The organism is Candidatus Thiodiazotropha endolucinida (genome assembly GCF_001715975.1).
GTDB lineage: Bacteria > Pseudomonadota > Gammaproteobacteria > Chromatiales > Chromatiaceae > Thiodiazotropha > Thiodiazotropha endolucinida.
In genome coordinates this window covers 1-17,531 of the sequence record NZ_MARB01000030.1, presented here as the reverse complement: position 1 = coordinate 17,531, position 17,531 = coordinate 1, and the positions used below count along the sequence as shown (strand labels likewise).

The following is a 17,531-nucleotide window of genomic DNA, read 5'->3' as shown; positions in this document are numbered from 1 at the left end:
CAATGGACGCCACAGCAATCCTCGACAATGTCAGACAAACAGGCGCACGCGGGCTGGGTGCGCCAATCATGCTGTTGATGTTGTTGACGATGATCGTGATTCCATTGCCACCGATTGCATTGGATATTTTCTTTACTTTCAACATCACCCTATCCCTGGTTGTGATGCTGGTGGTGGTCTACACTCGCCGACCCCTCGAATTCTCGGTTTTTCCCAGCATGCTGCTGATTGCCACATTGCTGCGTCTTGCCCTCAACGTGGCATCCACCCGGGTGGTTCTGTTGGAAGGCCATACCGGAGGTGATGCCGCCGGTAAAGTGATTGAAGCCTTTGGCGCCTTTGTCATTGGTGGTAACTATGCTGTCGGCCTGGTGGTCTTCCTGATCCTGGTGATCATCAATTTTGTGGTTGTGACCAAGGGTGCGGGTCGAGTCTCTGAAGTCAGTGCACGTTTCACCCTGGACGCGATGCCCGGAAAACAGATGGCAATCGACGCCGACCTCAATTCCGGCCTTATCGATCAGGATGAGGCCAGGGCACGGCGTGAGGATATCGCCCGTGAAGCGGACTTTTACGGTGCTATGGATGGTGCGAGTAAGTTTGTACGTGGTGATGCCATCGCCGGGATCCTGATCCTCTTCATCAATATAATAGGCGGTCTCTCCATCGGTATGGCCCAGCACGGGCTTGATTTCTCCACGGCGTCGCAGAACTATGTGCTGCTGACCATCGGTGACGGTTTGGTTGCGCAGATCCCCTCACTGTTACTTTCCACATCGGCTGCGATCATTGTCACCCGGGTAGCCAGCAGCCAGGATGTCGGCGGACAGATCGTCAGTCAGCTCTTCAGCAGTCCCAAGGCGTTATCGGTAGCGGCAGCAGTGCTGTTTCTGATGGGTATCATTCCGGGAATGCCCAACTTTGCGTTTCTTACACTGTCTGCAGCAGCAGCGGCAGGCGCATGGATGATCTGGCAACGTCAGATGAAACCGGTGGAAGAGCCGGTCATAGAAGAACCGGTGGAGCAACCGGAGCAGCGTGAACTGAGCTGGGAGGATGTGCAACCGGTCGATCTGATAGGACTCGAAGTAGGCTATCGTCTGATTCCGTTGGTCGATCGCAATCAGGGCGGGCAGCTGATGAATCGCATTAAGGGTGTCAGGCGCAAGCTCTCGCAGGAGATTGGCTTCCTTATCCCTTCGGTGCACATTCGCGACAATCTTGATCTCAATCCCAACAGCTATCGAATCTCGATCAATGGTGTCTCTGTGGCATTGGCGGATATCTTTCCTGATCGTGAGTTGGCGATCAATCCAGGACAGGTATTCGGTGAGTTACAGGGTACGGTCACCAAGGACCCAACCTTCGGCCTGGATGCGATCTGGATCGATCCGGATCAGAAGGATCATGCACAGACCCTGGGTTATACCGTGGTGGATGCCAGTACCGTGGTTGCCACCCATCTGAGTGAAATTCTACAATCCCATGCCAACGAACTGATGGGCCATGAAGAGACACAGCAGCTGCTGGATATGCTGGGCAGGACCGCACCGAAACTGGTGGAAGACCTGGTTCCGAAGGCGCTTTCATTGAGTGTGGTGACTAAAATTTTGCAGAACCTGCTGACGGAGCATGTACCCATCCGGGATTTCCGTACCATTGCAGAAACACTGGCGGAGCAGTCACAAAGAACTCAGGATCCGGCGGCATTGACGGCTTCTGTCCGAGTTGCGCTGTCGCGGGGTATCGTGCAGCAATTGATTGGTAGTTCTGAGGAGATACCGGTGGCTGTGCTGGATCCGAGCCTGGAGCAACTGCTGCAAAGAACCCTACAGGCTTCTGAAGAGGGGCAGGCGGGATTTGAACCGGGTCTGGCGGAGAGATTACAGAATGCGCTTTCCGAAACCACTGCCGCAATGGAGACCCATGGGCAGGAGGGTGTGCTTTTGGTCGCTGCGCCGATCAGGCCCTGGATGGCTCGCTTCGCCAAGCACGCGGCTCCGGGGATGCATATTCTTTCCTACAACGAAATACCCGACAATCGACAGATCAAGGTGGTTACAACAATCGGTAATACGGCAAACGGTGATTGAGGGTGCGCGTAGCCGGTGTCAGAGTTGGCTGCCAACTGCCGAATATGAGATAGTGACGGCAGGAGCATGATCTGAGGTGGCGTTTGGAGGGGTGGCCGGCGCTCGACCTCAGTAAGGACTAATCAAATGATCAAGTTAATTATAAAGGGGTGGTCAGACGAGTGTGCCTGGCTGAGTCGTGATAACTGGTCACATCTCGATTACTGTCAAAGACTCTACCATTGCACCAGTTTGCGGGGTATGGCGCTAAACTGTGCGGCAGAATCGCTGCTAAACAGAGAGTCGTGTACGTTGGAACTGGTGAGTAGGGAACGGGCGGAGGCGCTGATCTTCATTCTTGCTTCCTGTGGTGCGCAATTTGACCTGAAATTTCTGCGGCCACAGAAAGTCATATCGCTGGAGCTGTATCGCAGGAGAGCTGAAATCAAAACAGTCACCCAGGCAATTGCTGACGCCAGGTGAAACACCTCTGATTGTTCAATACTGACTGTTTGTTCCTGTTCATTGTCGTTGAGCGCTACGGGATGTGGCGTCTGCTCGGATACACCCCGACTGTTCGGGCAGGCCTCGCTCATATTCGGATTGGTTAGCTGTGACTTCGATGCTCCATCCAGATACTGTCGATTTTCTGTATCGGAACGAGGAACCTTAATCACAACCCAGGCAGTGCCGAATCCTTGGCGGATTGAGGCAGGGAGTCAAGAGACTGGCGTCTGCTTGAGCGCCGCCGTTACAGCGTCTATATCTAGCTGTCCTTCCAACCTGTTGTATTAAAGGTAAAAAATCTTGCCATTCATGACGTGTTCAGGATTGGAACAGTTATTGCGGTTATTGTGTTGAGCCCCTGATGGGAGCGATCGGCTTCAATGCAGTACTGGCTGAGACCGGTAGCGTAATAATAAAGCCGGAGAGTGGATAGGCAGGTTGACAGGCGCAAGCTCGACCCAGAGTGACCGCCGGGGATAGCGGACTATGAAGATACGACGTTTTTTTGCCTCTGACATGCGGCAGGCTCTGCGCCAGGTGCGAGAGGTGCTGGGTGCGGACGCTGTCATTCTCTCCAACAAGAACGTGCAGGGCGGGATAGAGCTGGTGGCCGCGGCGGATTATGACGAATCCGCATTCAATGCTACCCAGCCAACCGCCATCGAACCCGCATCCCAATCACTGTCTGAAGACAGCACGACCCTGTCTGCTGCGGCCAGGACAGCCTATGCAACCAGCAGCGATGTCGAACAATCTGTAAAACCCAAGCAAGATTATCAAGACACCAAATCAAGTCCGATACAGGAGCAGCCCCGGGTCGAATGGAGTCAGGATCCGGTATTGAGAGAGATGCGCCGGGAGATGCAGGCATTGCGTCGGATGATGGAGAACGAACTCTCTGAGTTGACTTGGCGCGACCTTGGGCATCGTCGACCCCAGACACAGGATTTAATCCGCCGACTGATGGCACTGGGACTGGATACGGGTCACTGCAAGGAACTGGCATATCGTGTGGAAGATGCCGAAACACCCGAACAAGCATGGCGCCAGGCCTTGACCCAGCTCGGTGCAGAAATACCGGTTATAAAAAAGGACTTGCTCGATGAAGGCGGCACCCTAGCGTTGGTGGGACCAACCGGCGTACCATTGCCAAGTTGGCTGCCAGATTCTGCCTGCGTCACGGCAATCGCCATCTCGCCCTGATTTCGGCCGACAGTTACCGGATCGGCGCTCAGGAGCAGCTACAAAACTATGGTCGAATCCTGGATGTGCCGGTTCGCAGCGTCACCTCGCCGGAAGAGCTCAACAATGCCCTGCATGCCTTCGCGGAAAAACGTTTGGTTTTGATAGATACCGCCGGTATGGGACAGAGAGACCTCAAGCTGACAGAGCGCCTGGCGCTGCTGCACAAGGGTAATCATCCCGTTAATTCTTTGTTGACCCTCTCCGCAACCACCCAACGCTCGGCCCTGAGTCATGCAATCCAAGCGTTCAATATCGTAAAACCTATTGGTGTCATCCTGACCAAGATGGATGAGGCCGCCTCGCTCGGGGGCGTGTTGTCCGCCGCTCTCGAAGCAAAACTGCCGCTGGCCTTCGTGACGGACGGTCAGCGGGTACCGGAGGATATTCAAAACGCCCATGCAGACAGGTTGATGAAACAGGCAGTGGAGTTGTCCGAGCTGATGGGCAGCAGTCCAGATGAGGAGTATCTGGCGATGGCTTTCGGGGGAATGAATGACTATGCACATGTCTGAACAGATCGAAGATCAGGCGACAGGATTACGCAGGATGATCAACCCGGAACCAGTGAGAGTGATTGCGGTCACCGGTGGTAAAGGGGGGGTTGGTAAAACCAGCATATCAGCCAATCTGGGCGTTGCCTTCGCCGAACTCGGCCGTCGGGTAATGCTGCTTGATGCCGATCTGGGACTGGCAAACCTGGATGTGATCCTCGGTTTGCATGCGGAGCGAAATCTCTCCCACGTCATGCAGGGTGAATGCACTCTGGAAGATGTCATGGTGACCGGGCCCAAAGGTATGAGGGTTGTGCCTGGCGCCTCCGGTATCCAGCATATGGCTGAAATGACACCCGCCGAGAATGCCGGTTTGATCCATGCCTTCAGCGAAGTGGCCAATGATGTGGACGTTTTGTTGATCGACACGGCTGCCGGCATTTCCGATCTGGTGATCAGTTTCAGTCGTGCGGCACAGGAACAGATTGTTGTGGTATGTGATGAGCCTGCATCCATCACGGACGCTTATGCAATTATCAAGTTACTGAACCGGGAACACGGAATCAGTCGTTTCCGCATCCTGGCGAATATGGTGAAGAGCGTGCAGGAGGGGCGGGACCTTTACAATAAAATGTGCCGGGTAACCGATCAATACCTGGACGTTATGCTGAACTATATGGGCAGCATCCCATATGACGAACAACTGCGGAAAGCTGTAAGAAGTCAAAAGCCCGTTGTCGAGGCCTATCCGCGCTCACGGGTATCACAGGCATTCAAGAATTTGGCCAAAAAGGCCGATAACTGGCCTGTACCCTCAGGTGTCAGCGGTGATTTGCAGTTTTTCGTCGAGCGATTGATCCAATTTTCTAGCCAATACGGGGAGATATGACGGTGAGCGGTTTAGCGACATACACCGCCATGCAGCAACAACAGAACTTTGATGATCTGGTGGATCAGCACGCCGGACTGGTGAAAAGGATTGCCTATCACTTGATGAACCGGCTGCCACCGAATGTTCAGGCGGATGATCTGATTCAGGCGGGGATGCTGGGTCTGCTCGAGGCGAGTAGAAACTATGATCCCACGCAGGGCGCCAGTTTTGAGACCTATGCGGGTATCCGCATTCGCGGCGCAATGCTGGACGAGATCCGGCGCAGTGACTGGACGCCACGTTCTGTTCATCGCAAGGCACGCATGGTTGCAGAGGCGATGAGGGAAATCGAGAACAATGAAGGCCGAGACGCACGTGATGTGGAAGTGGCCGAGGCCTTGGGCATGAGCCTGGAGGAGTATCACCAGATTCTGCGGGATTCGACAGGATGCCGCATATTCAGTCTGGATGAGTTGACTGCAGTGAGTGATGGCTTTCCCGTTGCACGGGATGGGCCAGCAGATACTCCGTTTGACGGTTTGCAGAAAGATGCCTTCAAGAAGGCATTGGCGGAAGCAATTGCCGGTTTGCCTGATCGCGAACGGCTGGTTATTGCCATGTATTACGATGATGAGATGAATCTTCGTGAAATAGGGCACGTACTGGGTGTCAGTGAGTCCAGGGTTTGCCAAATACACAGTCAGGCCACACTGCGTTTGCGGTCGCGTTTGACGGATTGGCTCTCATTGGTACATGACGAAGAGTAATGGTTGGCCTGTGATCTGCTGACTGGTTATCAGCGGTAACAGGATGGAGGTAGCATTGGACAAGAATATGAAGATCCTCATTGTGGACGATTTTTCCACCATGCGGCGAATTATCAAGAATCTATTGCGCGATCTTGGGTTTAACAACACCCAGGAAGCGGATGATGGTCTTACCGCGCTACCTATGTTACAGAGCGGGAATTTCGATTTTCTCGTTTCAGACTGGAATATGCCGGGGATGACCGGCATCGATCTGCTGAAAGCCGTCAGGGCCGATGATAAGTTGGCCGCATTGCCGGTATTGATGGTGACGGCGGAGTCGAAACGAGAGCAGATCATAGAAGCGGCGCAGGCAGGTGTGAATGGCTATGTCGTCAAACCATTCACCGCCACGACCTTGGAAGAGAAGATCAATAAGATCTTCGAACGCGTGGGTTAAGTTGAGACTGGGCCAGGAGTAGAAAATGGGACAACCAGATAACCAACAACGATTAGAGATTGCAAAGTCCCTCGTTATCAGCCTGGAAGCCGGTGATGATGCGGAATCCGAGCGTTTGATTTCAAGTCTGACGTCGGCAGAGAAAAATGATGACCTGTTTCAAGAGGTGGGTCGTCTCACACGTGAACTGCATGATGCCATAAACGGCTTCCTGCTCGATGCCCGTATCTCTGACATGACGAATGTGGAGATACCCGATGCCAAGGAACGGCTCACCTATGTCATTACCATGACCGAGCAATCCGCAAATCGCACCTTGACAGCGGTTGAACAGAGTATCCCGCTGATTGAGAAGATCGAACAACAGTCTGCAGAACTCGCGGAGCAGTGGGACAAACTGCGTTCCCGACTGCTCGATAAAGATGATTTCAAGGAGCTTAGCAGCACCCTTTCGAGTTTTTTGCAAAGTACCGGGACGGATGCCGGTGAGCTGCATAAAAACCTTTCGGAAGTGCTGTTGGCTCAGGATTTTCAGGATCTCACTGGTCAAATCATTCGCAAGGTCATCACCCTGGTCCATGATGTTGAAGAGAAACTTGTCATGCTGGTGCGTATTACCGGAAGCAAGCTGGACGATCCTGATCAGAAAAAAGACGCTAAAGAAGAGCTTGCAGGACCGGCTATTCCAGGGCTGGATCAGGGAGACCAAGTGACAAGTCAGGACGATGTGGACGATCTGCTCTCCAGCCTGGGATTTTAGTTATACAGGTAAGGACCGATATAGATTTCAACAACAATCGGTAAAGTTCGGTGATCTACCGGGAGCATTAGATGAGCATCGATGTCAACGACGAAATCCTTCAGGATTTTCTGGTCGAGGCTGGAGAGATACTTGAGCTGCTTAGTGAGCAGTTAGTGGATCTGGAGCAGCAACCTGATGATTTCGATCTGCTGAATGCCGTTTTTCGAGGCTTTCACACCATTAAGGGTGGTGCCGGGTTTCTATCAATAGATCCCTTGGTGGAGGTTTGCCACCGGGCTGAGGATGTCTTCAATATACTGCGCCAGGGGCAACGCAGTGTGGGTCCGGATTTAATGGACTCCGTGCTCGAAGTGCTTGATATTGTCAATGCCATGTTCGAGCAGGTGCGCGAAGGCGTTATGCCGGAACACGCGGACCGGGGTCTGATCGAGCGACTCAACGGTTATGCCGTACCGGAAGGCGAAGAGGAAGAGGTTGAGGAGGAAGAGGAAGAGGTTGAAGCGTCAGTTGAAGCAGTCACTCAGGACGAACAGGCGCCAGTAGCCGATGCAGAGGTGACGGCGCAGCCCGAACCACCTGCGGTGAAAAAACAATCCTCATCCGATGAGATCAGTGATAACGAGTTCGAAACACTTCTGGATGCCATCCAGGAACCCGCCCCAGCCGGCAAAGACGACAATATCACAGAGGATGAGTTTGAAGATCTGCTGGATGAGTTGCACGGCAAGGGCAAATTCACCGGCAAGCCGCCGGCACAAACCAAGGCAGAAAAACCTGCGGCATCCGACGACATCTCAGAGGACGAATTCGAGGCCCTGCTCGATGAGATACATGGTGAGGGCAAATTCAGCCCTGATAAGCTGAGCGCGGAGCAAGCGCCCGCCAAGGATACGGTCAAACCGAAAGTATCGGATAAACCCCCTGTTGGTGACGACGAAATCTCCGAAGATGAGTTTGAGGATCTACTGGACCAGATCCACGGTTCGGGGAAATTTGATCCGAACAAGATTAAGACGGATGACGCGGCCAAGGATAAAAAAGCGGAACAGCCGGCACAAAAGGCACCCCCTAAGAGCACGGCCAAACCAGCGAAAAAGCCGGCGGCTAAGGCAAAAGCCAAGCCAGCCAAAAAAGCTGCCGCAGAGGCGAAACCGAAAGCAGCGCCCAAGCAACCCAAGACTGCCGCCAGCAAGCCTGCAGCCGAAACCTCTGTCCGTGTGGATACCCAAAGGCTCGACGATATTATGAATATGGTGGGTGAGCTGGTGCTGGTGCGTAACCGACTGGCGACACTGAAGGCCACCATGAACGATGAGGATGTGGCCAACGCGGTGGGTAATCTGGATGTGGTGACTTCCGACCTGCAATTGGCGGTCATGAAGACACGGATGCAGCCGATTAAAAAGGTCTTCGGGCGCTTTCCCCGGGTGGTGCGTGATCTGGCGCGGAGTCTGAAAAAAGAGATCGATCTCGAAATGGTGGGTGAGGAGACCGATCTTGATAAAAACCTTGTCGAGGCCTTGGCCGATCCCCTGGTCCATCTGGTACGCAATTCGGTTGATCATGGCATCGAGCTGCCGGATGAACGTGAGGAGAAAGGCAAACCGAGGCGGGGCAGGGTTGTATTGTCCGCTGCCCAGGAAGGTGACCACATTCTTCTTTCCATCGCCGATGACGGTAAAGGCATGGATCCGGAAGTGCTGCGTAAAAAGGCTGTCGAGAAAGGCATGATGGATAGCGAGGCGGCCGCCCGTCTTGACGACAAGGAGTGTTTCAATCTTATTTTTGCACCTGGATTTTCCACAAAAACCGAGATTTCCGACGTCTCGGGGCGTGGTGTCGGCATGGATGTGGTGAAGACCCGGATTGCCCAGATGAACGGTTCGGTTGAGATCGATTCCGAATGGGGCCAGGGCAGCATCATTATCATCAAACTGCCCCTGACGCTGGCAATACTGCCCACGTTGATGGTGGTCTTGGGACAGCAACCCTTCGCGCTGCCCCTGGCCAGTGTGGTTGAAATATTCAATCTCAATCTGAAACGCACCAATGTGGTGGATGGCCAGCTGACTATCATGGTTCGCGAACGTGCTCTGCCACTCTTTTATCTGCGTAACTGGTTGATTCCGGACAAACCGATCAGTGATGAAGACAGGTCAAATGGACATGTTGTGATCGTCAATGTAGGAAATATCCAGGTCGGTCTGGTAGTCGACCACCTGATCGGTCAGGAAGAGGTTGTGATCAAACCACTCGGCGCACTTCTGCAAGGCCTGGACGGTATGGCCGGCGCCACAATCACCGGTGACGGTAAAATAGCCCTGATCGTGGATGTGCCCGGTTTGATGCGCAAGTATGCCAAGAAGTATTAGGGCCGATTGGAATAGTGTTAACAGGCCCGAATGCATCCAGGCCGTTTCAGTTGAGCTTAAAGGGAACGAGCAAGATGGCCGGCAGCCCTGCTCACAGTCAAAGCGAAAAGAGTGAAAAATCGGATAATGGGCGCCAAACTGAAAGTACTGATTGTTGATGATTCAGCTTTCTTTCGAAACCGGATCACTGCGGCATTGTCGCAGGCGGATGATATCGAGATCGTCGGTATTGCAGCAGACGGCAAGGAAGCCATTGAGCGCGCCCGGCGACTGAAGCCCGATGTGATAACCATGGATGTGGAGATGCCCGTCGTTGATGGTATCTCTGCGGTACGCAAGATCATGGCGGAGACGCCGACACGAATCCTTATGTTCTCCGCCCTGACAAAGGAGGGTGCCAAGGAGACGTTGGACGCTTTGGATGCGGGGGCAATGGATTTTCTGCCCAAGGATATGAGTAATCTCGGCAGTGGTGTGGAAGAGGCCAACAAACAGCTGCTGGAGCGTGTCAGGGCGGTAGGTCAATCACGACTGAGCAGTGTGCGAAGCGTCCTCGGCAGCCACTCTCACGCCAGTCGCACGTTCAAATTGACACCTTCTTCGGTTACCGCCGGACGGAAACCGGAGCTTCTGGCAATCGGCGCATCCACGGGTGGACCGGTGGCATTGCGCCAGGTATTAAGCACATTACCGCGCAACTATCCATTACCGATTGTCGTGGCGGTACATATGCCTGGCAGCTTCACCGGTGCATACGCGGAACGATTGAATACCGTGTGTTCAATCAAAGTCAAAGAGGCAACCGATCGAGACATGCTGATCGCAGGTCAATGTCTGATCGCCCCGGGTGGCAAGCAGCTGAAAGTGGAGCGCGGGCCCTCACAATACCAGGTGCGGATTACCGATCCGCTGCCCGGCCAGATTTACCATCCCAGTGTCGATTTGATGCTCTCTTCGGTCGCCGAAAGCTACCGTGAGCGGGCCTTGGGCGTGATCCTGACCGGGATGGGGGCGGATGGTTTGCAGGGCGCCAAAAAGTTGAAACTGGCGGGTTCAAGTCTATGGAGTCAGGATCAACAGAGTTGTGTAGTCTACGGCATGCCCCAGGCTGTCGAAAAAGCCGGTCTGTCTGACCGGGTAGTGGCGCTTGATGAGATTGGGCCGCTATTGGCGAGGATATCCTAGGACCTGTGTACGCTAACCAAACAGGCCCTGATGGCAGATAGAACAATGAGCATGATGAGCAGGGTTAATAATAGGAATTTTGTGCCGATGAGAGTGTTATGAGACTCGACTTTCTTAGTTTTATCGGAATTATCATCGCATTTCTCGCGATACTGGGCGGCAATTGGCTGGAGGGCGGTCATATAGACTCTCTGGTCAATGGCCCGGCCATGGTGATCGTGACCGGCGGCACCATCGGAGCCATATTGCTGCAGACACCGGTACCGGTTTTTTTGCATGCACTGCGTCTCTCCGGCCGCGTATTCTTGCCTGCCAGACTGGATATGCGCGCAACCATTGAGAAGCTGGTGGCATGGAGCAATATCGCCAGAAAAGAGGGTTTACTGGGATTGGAGACCATTGCGGACGAAGAACCCGATCCTTTCATCCGTAAAGGCATGCAACTGCTTGTTGACGGTAGTGAACCCGAGAGCTTGCGGGATATACTGGAAATGGAAGTGGACGCAAGCGAACAGCACGATATCCAGGCGGCCAAGGTCTACGAAGGTATGGGGGGCTATTCTCCCACGATCGGTATTATCGGTGCGGTCATGGGCCTTATCCATGTCATGCAGAATCTGGCGGACCCGAGCAAACTGGGCAGCGGTATCGCCACTGCATTCGTAGCAACTATCTATGGCGTCGGACTGGCTAATCTGTTTTTGCTGCCCATTGCGGCAAAATTGAAAACCCAGTCTGAGAACATCGCCAAATTCCGAGAGATGGTCATCGAGGGTGTGATCGGCATTGCTGAAGGCGACAATCCCTGCAGTATTGAGACCAAGCTTAAGGGCTTTCTCCAATGAGCAAGCGGCGTAAACGTAAACAGGAACATGTCAATCATGAGCGATGGATCGTCTCATATGCCGATTTCATTACCCTGCTGTTCGCCTTTTTCGTGGTCATGTACTCGATTTCCTCGGTCAACGAAGGCAAATACAGGGTACTCTCGCAAACCCTCACAGAAGCCTTTCAGGAAAACAGTCGCAGTGTCGATCCGATACAGGTCGGTGAAATCAATCGCAATTCAGGCAATATGGCAGGTTTAGACCAGGATAACGCCCTGATCCAGACCGAACAGACTCAAGGGCCAGGTACCTACCAGGATCCGGGCCTGGTTATGGACAAGATGCCCAGCAACGAGACGCAACGTCTCAGTTTTCTTGCTGCCACCATCGAGGATATGTTGAGTGACTATGTCGACCAGGAACTGGTTGACGTCAGTTTCACCGAGGACCGGGTGATCGTCAACATGAAGGACAAAATGCTGTTTCCCAGTGCCAGCGCCCATCTTTCGCGAGAGGCTGTGAATGCACTCAGAAGTATCAGCCGGGTGTTGAATACCGTACCCAACCAGATACAGGTCGAAGGCAATACGGACAATCGTCCCATCAGCACCAAGGAGTTTCCTTCAAACTGGGAGCTGTCCGCTGCCCGTGCGGCAAGCGTGGTCCATCTCATGACACGCATGGGAATCGGGGCGCAGCGCCTGTCGGCGGTGGGATATGCGGAGCATCGGCCGGTTGCGGATAACGGGACAGAGTCGGGGAGGGCGAAAAATCGCCGGGTTTCCCTGATTATCATGGGAATGAACGGCGGTGAGGACCGGGTTATCGATCTCCCCACAGGTGGCCAATGAAGGTCTGGACCGTAGCCAATCAGAAGGGCGGGGTGGGAAAGACCACCACCACCGTCTCATTGGGCGGCATGTTGTCCCAATGGGGTATGCGGACGCTATTGCTGGATATCGATCCACACGGATCCCTGACCAGCTATTTTCGCTACGATCCGGATGGATTGGATGAGAGTGTCTACAGCCTGTTTAAAGCTGTGGCGCAAAAAAGCCATGTGGATCCCCTCAGCCTGATCTATCCGACAGGTACGGACGGGCTGGATCTGATGCCCGCGGAGATGGCGCTGGCCACCCTCGACCGTCAGGCGGGAAAACTGGATGGCATGGGTTTGGTGATCAAGCAGGCACTGGCTCAACTGGAGAACCGATACGATCATGTCATTCTCGACTGTCCGCCGATACTCGGGGTTTTAATGATCAATGCCATGGCGGCCTGTGAGCAGCTGATCATTCCAGTGCAGACCGAATTTCTCGCCCTCAAGGGATTGGAAAGGATGTTGCACACCCTGGAAATGGTCATGAAATCAAGGCATGTGCCTCTGCCATACCTTGTTGTACCCACCATGTTCGATCGGCGTACCCGGGCATCCATAGACAGCCTCCGGGTGATGCGGGAGAGCTATCCGGGACGTGTTTGGCACAGCCTGATCCCGGTGGATACGCTCTTCAGAGAAGCCAGCAAGGCCGGCATTCCACCGGCACTGTTCGCGCCACAGAGCCGGGGAGTCGCAGCCTATGAAAGATTGTTGCGCGACCTGCTCGATGAAGGTGAAGAGCCGGTAATCCAAGCAGGTGTCGCCACATGAATCGGCGGGTCAGGCAGTCTCAGCCGCCGCAGCCGGTCAGCAAGATTGCAGAGCCTGATACTGCACTGAAAAGCTATCTCGATACGCTGTTGTCAGAGATCGATGATTTGACGGTCACGCCTCCCCAGGTGGAGGTTAAAGAGCCGTTGCCCGATGCCGATATCAACTATGACAGGCATACTGAATCTACGCTGACAACAATATCGGAGCCGACGTCCGGTGGGGCTGAAACTTCGCTTGAGCCCAATAAACCGGACTGGGTTGAAGATGCGTTTCAGGTATAGTTGTTCGAGGTGAATGGAATCAAATTGGGGATTCCGCTCTCATCACTAAGGGGGATACTCCCCTTTGCGGGAGAGGCAAGTCAATTGCCGGGACAGCCAGCCTGGTCGTTGGGCGTCATCGTCAACAGGGAAGAAAAGGTCGTAGTCGTTAACAGCGCCAGATTGTTGATGCCGGAAAGATTGGATGAGAGTAGCGCTGTCAGACCACAACACCTGTTGCTGATCGGTGATGGACAGAGAGCACTGGCGGTAGACACCATCTGCAATACGCTAATGGTGGATAAGGAGGAAGTTCGGTGGCGTTCCGGCAGTGGGATAAGACCCTGGTATGCAGGTATTATCATACAGGAGTTGAGTGTGTTGCTGGATGTTGACGGGATCTTGAATATGCTCGCCGGCTGAACAGGCCCTAGAGTGATATCGTTATGAGGTTTAAGCATGACTATTGAAGACGATGAAGAGGCCGGTGGTGGTCCGCTGATTCAGTTTGTTACATTCATTTTGATGGAAGAGGTCTACGGCATCAATGTAATGCAAGTGCAGGAGGTGCTTCGTATTACTGAGATCGCTCCCGTACCCGGCGCGCCGCCTTATGTTCTGGGTATCATCAATCTGCGCGGTAATGTTGTGACCGTCATCGATACCCGCACCCGGTTTGGGCTACCCACCAAGGAAGTGGATGACGCCAGCCGCATCATTGTCATCGAGTCTGAAAAACAGGTTGTAGGTATTTTGGTTGACGCTGTAGCCGAAGTGGTCGAACTGCGTGAAACGGATATCGATCCGGCACCGAATGTGGGTACCGAAGAGAGTTCACGCTATATTCAGGGTGTGGCGACACAAGAGGACAGACTGCTGATCCTGGTCGATCTCAATAAACTGCTGACAGATGAGGAGTGGCAGGAGATCAGCATGTATTGATCTCTGTCGCGCATCGGATATTGAACAACCGGTATCCATACAGGGTCGAATTTCCTAATTACTTATTGCATTTCCCTGCAATGATGGGCTTTTTAACAGTAACGGGCTAAGCAGGACTTTGTCCCTGGAAGCGATTTTCGGCTATTCTACCTAGTGATCGACAGCGCAAGAGGCGAAAACGGTTAGATTTCGAAAAGGAAGCCAAACATGCCTGAGATTGGAGACCAAAATCCTCTTATTCCCCTGACTCCGGTGAAGCCAGCCAAGCCGCCGTTGCGACGTGAACGCCCCAGGCCTGCAGATGAACGTAAACAGAGACAGCAGAGGAAACCGAAAAAAAATGAGGATGATGGAAAGCCGCACATCGATGAGTATGCCTGACACTCCTCCTCTGCCCCGCTAAGGATGACAGGTATGACGGGTAGTGATGCGACACTCTTTTGGTTTGGTCTTCTGCCGATTGTGCTGCTGTTGTTGGTGCTGGTGGTTGTCTTTTTGATATTTGAACGAAATCGACGCGAGTCCTACGAACAGCTTCGGCGGGAAATCGATACATTAAAGCAGACAGTCAGTGCGCTCTGTTCCAGTGCCGTCGGTGTCGATAAGCGCGTGAACCGCTTGGAGCGCCATGGCAGAGACCTGGAAGAGCGCCAGGAAAATATCGAACAGAGCAGTCACCAGGGCGAACCCCCATACAGTGATGCCATCCGCATGGTGCATGCCGGAGCCGGTCCCGAACAGCTTGTCTCTGAACTGGGGATCAGCCGGGATGCCGCCGATCTGATTATCATGATCCACGGCATAAAACGTGAAGACGCCTGACCCCTGTCCGGTACCCCTGCTTGGTTTCGCTGCCTATAGCGGCACCGGAAAGACCACCCTGCTGAGAGAACTGATACCCCTGTTGCGTGATGCCGGTTTGAGGCTGGGGGTGATAAAGCATGCCCATCACCAGGTCGAAGTCGACCAGCCGGGAAAGGATAGCTATGAATTGCGCAAGGCGGGTGCCGGTCGGGTACTGCTCGCCACTTCCCGCCACTGGGCATTGATGGTGGATGAACCGAAAGAGTGTGAGCCGGTACTGAAGGAGTTACTGACACGACTCGATTGCAGTGAATTGGATCTGGTATTGGTCGAGGGCTTTCGGCATTTGGCGTTTCCCAAGATAGAATTACATCGCAGGACCCTGCGTAAACCCCTGCTGTTTCCGGCCGATGCGTCAATTATCGCCATTGCCAGCGATAATGGGATCGGCGAGGAGACTGCGCTGCCCCAACTCGATCTTAACGATGCGTCGGCCATTGCCGACTTTATTTGTGATTATTGTGCGCGTTTCAGCTCAGTCGAGAGAGATTTTAAAGCGGGTTAGGCGGTTACTTTTCGGCGGTGATGTAACAGATCCATCCGGCATCCGCCTCGCCTTCGCGGACAGGTAGAAACACACCGTCGGGTTCGCCATCATCATCGAATCCCTGCCAGTAGAATGTCACTTTGCTGAATCCCACCTCATTCAGCAGTTCATGGATCTCCGGCAAACTCCACAGACGCCAGTCGTAACTGAATGCGCGCTCCATGCGTGAGCCGTCCTCAAACTCAAAATGTATGTGACAGATCAGGTTGCCGCTGATGGGGTCATACTTCTCCTGTTCCCAGATGTAGGTGAACAGGGTGTCGCCATCCTCGATCTCCCGCTCCTCCTCGATCTCTTTGTAGGAGTCATAACCCCCATAGGCATCCATAAACAGGATACCGTCTTCGGCCAGTTGACCATGGACCCGCTGAAAATAGTTTTTCAGCGCCGTACGCTCTTTAAACAGCCAATAGCTGAAATTCATGGCGGATATGATCTGCATCGGCTCGGTTTCTGCCGAGAGGACATTATCCTCGATTAATCTGATTCGTTTCTGCTGTGACGATTTCAGTCTCTGCAGTTGATTATCCCGACCCCAATCGAGCACCTCTTTATCCAGATCGATCCCGATAGCATGATTGGATTTGCGTCGCCGCACCCATTCGCAACAGACATTCGCGGTACCGCAGAAATCCTCCCTCAGACGTTTCGCCCTGCGACCCTGTATTTTCTTGTAGGTGTCATCCACGAAATCGATTTCGGCCTCCGCGCATTGCACAGAGAGTTCATAGAGGTGGTGACGATCGGCCGATTTTGCCATCGAGGGGGATTTTTTCTTTCTTTTCGCCATGGTGATTCGTTACTTGGTCAGGTGATGCCGGTGTTCAAAAAGCAGATCTGCAGAAACGTCATTGCTGTTGACCGGCGAACTATACTCCTAAATAGAGTCCTAAAAAACAGACGCAACCCGGATTGACAGAAGACCTCCGGCCGCGCGCTTTTCACACTTTCTGTGATCACGTCTTCGTATAGACTGAAAGATATTATAAGTAACTGGAAAATAATATGAATCAGATGCACGAGCCTTCGAAGGCCGAGCATCAGGGAGAGATAAAAAGAGGTGAGGAAATGGCAATAGCAATTACACTCAGAGAGTATCTGCAAAACCAAGGCGTCAGTTTCGACGTCATCGATCATCGGCGGACCGACTCCACCCTGCATACCGCTGAAGCGGCCCATATACCCGGCGACAGAATGGCCAAATCGGTCTTGCTCGGAGATGACGAGAGCTATCTGCTTGCGGTTATTCCCGCGACACATCGATTGGAGCTGGAGCAGTTGAAGCAGCTGACAGGCCGTAAACTCAGTCTGATTTCCGAGGATGAGCTGCAGCAGGCCTTCGCCGATTGCGAGACCGGCGCGGTACCGCCAACAGGCATGCCCTATGGCATCGAGACCCTGGTTGACGCCAGCTTGCTGAAGCAGCCTGATCTATACTTCGAGTCCGGCGACCACGGCAAACTGATCCACATCAGTGTCGACAAATTCAGAGAATTAGAGTCCGAGGCCATCGTCGCCGAATTCAGCAGACACCTTTAGCCATTTGATTCCGGAGAGGAACTGGTTTAATCTTGCGCCTCCAAAAATCCGGAGAGATGTCCGAGTGGCTGAAGGAGCACGCCTGGAAAGTGTGTATACGTTAATAGCGTATCGAGGGTTCGAATCCCTCTCTCTCCGCCAAATAAAAGGGGGCCCAACAGGGCCCCCTTTTATTTGGCGGATAGG

At 53.4% G+C, this 17,531-nt stretch carries 21 protein-coding genes and 1 tRNA gene; 21 read left to right on the top strand and 1 reads right to left on the bottom strand.

Translation table 11 applies throughout. The features are described 5' to 3' along the window. Window positions 1-2: 2 nt before the first annotated feature. The 19 genes from flhA to mobB all read left to right on the top strand — a co-directional run bounded on the left by flhA (window position 3) and on the right by mobB (window position 15,764). Entirely contained in the window at window positions 3-2,093 is a 2,091-nt protein-coding gene (gene flhA / locus CODIS_RS18340; protein WP_069127985.1) for a flagellar biosynthesis protein FlhA, read from the top strand. Between the two features lie 126 nt (window positions 2,094-2,219). Continuing rightward, window positions 2,220-2,555 carry a hypothetical protein gene (locus CODIS_RS21070; protein WP_154723203.1) on the top strand — a complete coding sequence of 112 codons (336 nt, stop codon included), beginning with the start codon at window positions 2,220-2,222 and terminating at the stop codon, window positions 2,553-2,555. 510 nt (window positions 2,556-3,065) lie between these two features. Beyond that, entirely contained in the window at window positions 3,066-3,782 is a 717-nt protein-coding gene (locus CODIS_RS21455) for a flagellar biosynthesis protein FlhF (protein WP_235615283.1), read from the top strand. Next, a complete protein-coding gene (locus tag CODIS_RS21450) occupies window positions 3,734-4,336 on the top strand; it encodes a flagellar biosynthesis protein FlhF (RefSeq protein ID WP_235615282.1) in 603 nt (200 codons plus the stop codon). The genes CODIS_RS21455 and CODIS_RS21450 overlap by 49 nt, the downstream gene beginning before the upstream one ends. Next, window positions 4,323-5,204 carry a MinD/ParA family ATP-binding protein gene (locus tag CODIS_RS18330; RefSeq protein ID WP_069127982.1) on the top strand — a complete coding sequence of 294 codons (882 nt, stop codon included), beginning with the start codon at window positions 4,323-4,325 and terminating at the stop codon, window positions 5,202-5,204. The genes CODIS_RS21450 and CODIS_RS18330 overlap by 14 nt, the downstream gene beginning before the upstream one ends. 2 nt (window positions 5,205-5,206) lie before the next feature. Beyond that, complete coding sequence (locus CODIS_RS18325; protein ID WP_069128100.1) at window positions 5,207-5,953, top strand: RNA polymerase sigma factor FliA; 747 nt, start codon at window positions 5,207-5,209, stop codon at window positions 5,951-5,953. A gap of 67 nt (window positions 5,954-6,020) precedes the next feature. Then, the gene (cheY, locus tag CODIS_RS18320; RefSeq protein ID WP_442871396.1) at window positions 6,021-6,392 is read left to right on the top strand and encodes a chemotaxis response regulator CheY; all 372 of its coding nucleotides are present in this window, start codon (window positions 6,021-6,023) and stop codon (window positions 6,390-6,392) included. A 25-nt stretch (window positions 6,393-6,417) separates the two neighbouring features. Beyond that, window positions 6,418-7,152 carry a protein phosphatase CheZ gene (locus tag CODIS_RS18315; RefSeq protein WP_069127978.1) on the top strand — a complete coding sequence of 245 codons (735 nt, stop codon included), beginning with the start codon at window positions 6,418-6,420 and terminating at the stop codon, window positions 7,150-7,152. Between the two features lie 71 nt (window positions 7,153-7,223). Then, complete coding sequence (locus tag CODIS_RS18310; protein ID WP_069127975.1) at window positions 7,224-9,527, top strand: chemotaxis protein CheA; 2,304 nt, start codon at window positions 7,224-7,226, stop codon at window positions 9,525-9,527. Between the two features lie 126 nt (window positions 9,528-9,653). Then, window positions 9,654-10,712: a protein-glutamate methylesterase/protein-glutamine glutaminase gene (locus CODIS_RS18305; protein ID WP_069127971.1), complete on the top strand. Its 1,059-nt coding sequence runs from the start codon at window positions 9,654-9,656 to the stop codon at window positions 10,710-10,712. A gap of 98 nt (window positions 10,713-10,810) precedes the next feature. Beyond that, window positions 10,811-11,557, top strand: a complete 747-nt coding sequence (locus CODIS_RS18300) for a flagellar motor protein (RefSeq protein WP_069127968.1) — start codon at window positions 10,811-10,813, stop codon at window positions 11,555-11,557. After that, window positions 11,554-12,390 carry a flagellar motor protein MotD gene (motD, locus tag CODIS_RS18295; protein WP_069127964.1) on the top strand — a complete coding sequence of 279 codons (837 nt, stop codon included), beginning with the start codon at window positions 11,554-11,556 and terminating at the stop codon, window positions 12,388-12,390. The genes CODIS_RS18300 and motD overlap by 4 nt, the downstream gene beginning before the upstream one ends. Continuing rightward, entirely contained in the window at window positions 12,387-13,190 is an 804-nt protein-coding gene (locus CODIS_RS18290) for a ParA family protein (protein ID WP_069127960.1), read from the top strand. Before motD ends, CODIS_RS18290 begins: the two co-directional genes overlap by 4 nt. After that, on the top strand, window positions 13,187-13,474 hold the full coding sequence (locus CODIS_RS18285; RefSeq protein ID WP_069127957.1) for a hypothetical protein: 288 nt from the start codon (window positions 13,187-13,189) through the stop codon (window positions 13,472-13,474). The genes CODIS_RS18290 and CODIS_RS18285 overlap by 4 nt, the downstream gene beginning before the upstream one ends. 9 nt (window positions 13,475-13,483) lie before the next feature. Continuing rightward, window positions 13,484-13,876 carry a chemotaxis protein CheW gene (locus CODIS_RS18280; protein WP_162420282.1) on the top strand — a complete coding sequence of 131 codons (393 nt, stop codon included), beginning with the start codon at window positions 13,484-13,486 and terminating at the stop codon, window positions 13,874-13,876. Window positions 13,877-13,912: 36 nt separating this feature from the next. Further along, window positions 13,913-14,395 carry a chemotaxis protein CheW gene (locus CODIS_RS18275; RefSeq protein ID WP_069127952.1) on the top strand — a complete coding sequence of 161 codons (483 nt, stop codon included), beginning with the start codon at window positions 13,913-13,915 and terminating at the stop codon, window positions 14,393-14,395. Window positions 14,396-14,602: 207 nt separating this feature from the next. Next, window positions 14,603-14,776: a hypothetical protein gene (locus tag CODIS_RS21065; protein ID WP_154723202.1), complete on the top strand. Its 174-nt coding sequence runs from the start codon at window positions 14,603-14,605 to the stop codon at window positions 14,774-14,776. 33 nt (window positions 14,777-14,809) lie between these two features. Continuing rightward, window positions 14,810-15,217, top strand: a complete 408-nt coding sequence (locus tag CODIS_RS18270; protein ID WP_083220901.1) for a DUF2802 domain-containing protein — start codon at window positions 14,810-14,812, stop codon at window positions 15,215-15,217. Next, window positions 15,204-15,764: a molybdopterin-guanine dinucleotide biosynthesis protein B gene (mobB, locus tag CODIS_RS18265; protein WP_069127950.1), complete on the top strand. Its 561-nt coding sequence runs from the start codon at window positions 15,204-15,206 to the stop codon at window positions 15,762-15,764. The genes CODIS_RS18270 and mobB overlap by 14 nt, the downstream gene beginning before the upstream one ends. Window positions 15,765-15,768: 4 nt before the next feature. Here mobB and CODIS_RS18260 read toward each other — a convergent pair whose 3' ends face one another. Further along, window positions 15,769-16,596 (bottom strand): class I SAM-dependent methyltransferase, encoded by an 828-nt coding sequence (locus tag CODIS_RS18260; protein WP_069127947.1) that lies wholly within the window; start codon window positions 16,594-16,596, stop codon window positions 15,769-15,771. Window positions 16,597-16,811: 215 nt separating this feature from the next. On the opposite strand from CODIS_RS18260, the gene CODIS_RS18255 reads away from it, so the two are divergent. Both CODIS_RS18255 and CODIS_RS18250 read left to right on the top strand, forming a co-directional pair. Next, window positions 16,812-17,345 (top strand): aminoacyl-tRNA deacylase, encoded by a 534-nt coding sequence (locus tag CODIS_RS18255; protein ID WP_235615279.1) that lies wholly within the window; start codon window positions 16,812-16,814, stop codon window positions 17,343-17,345. A gap of 50 nt (window positions 17,346-17,395) precedes the next feature. Continuing rightward, window positions 17,396-17,486: transfer RNA gene (locus tag CODIS_RS18250), tRNA-Ser, on the top strand. Window positions 17,487-17,531 lie beyond the last annotated feature (45 nt).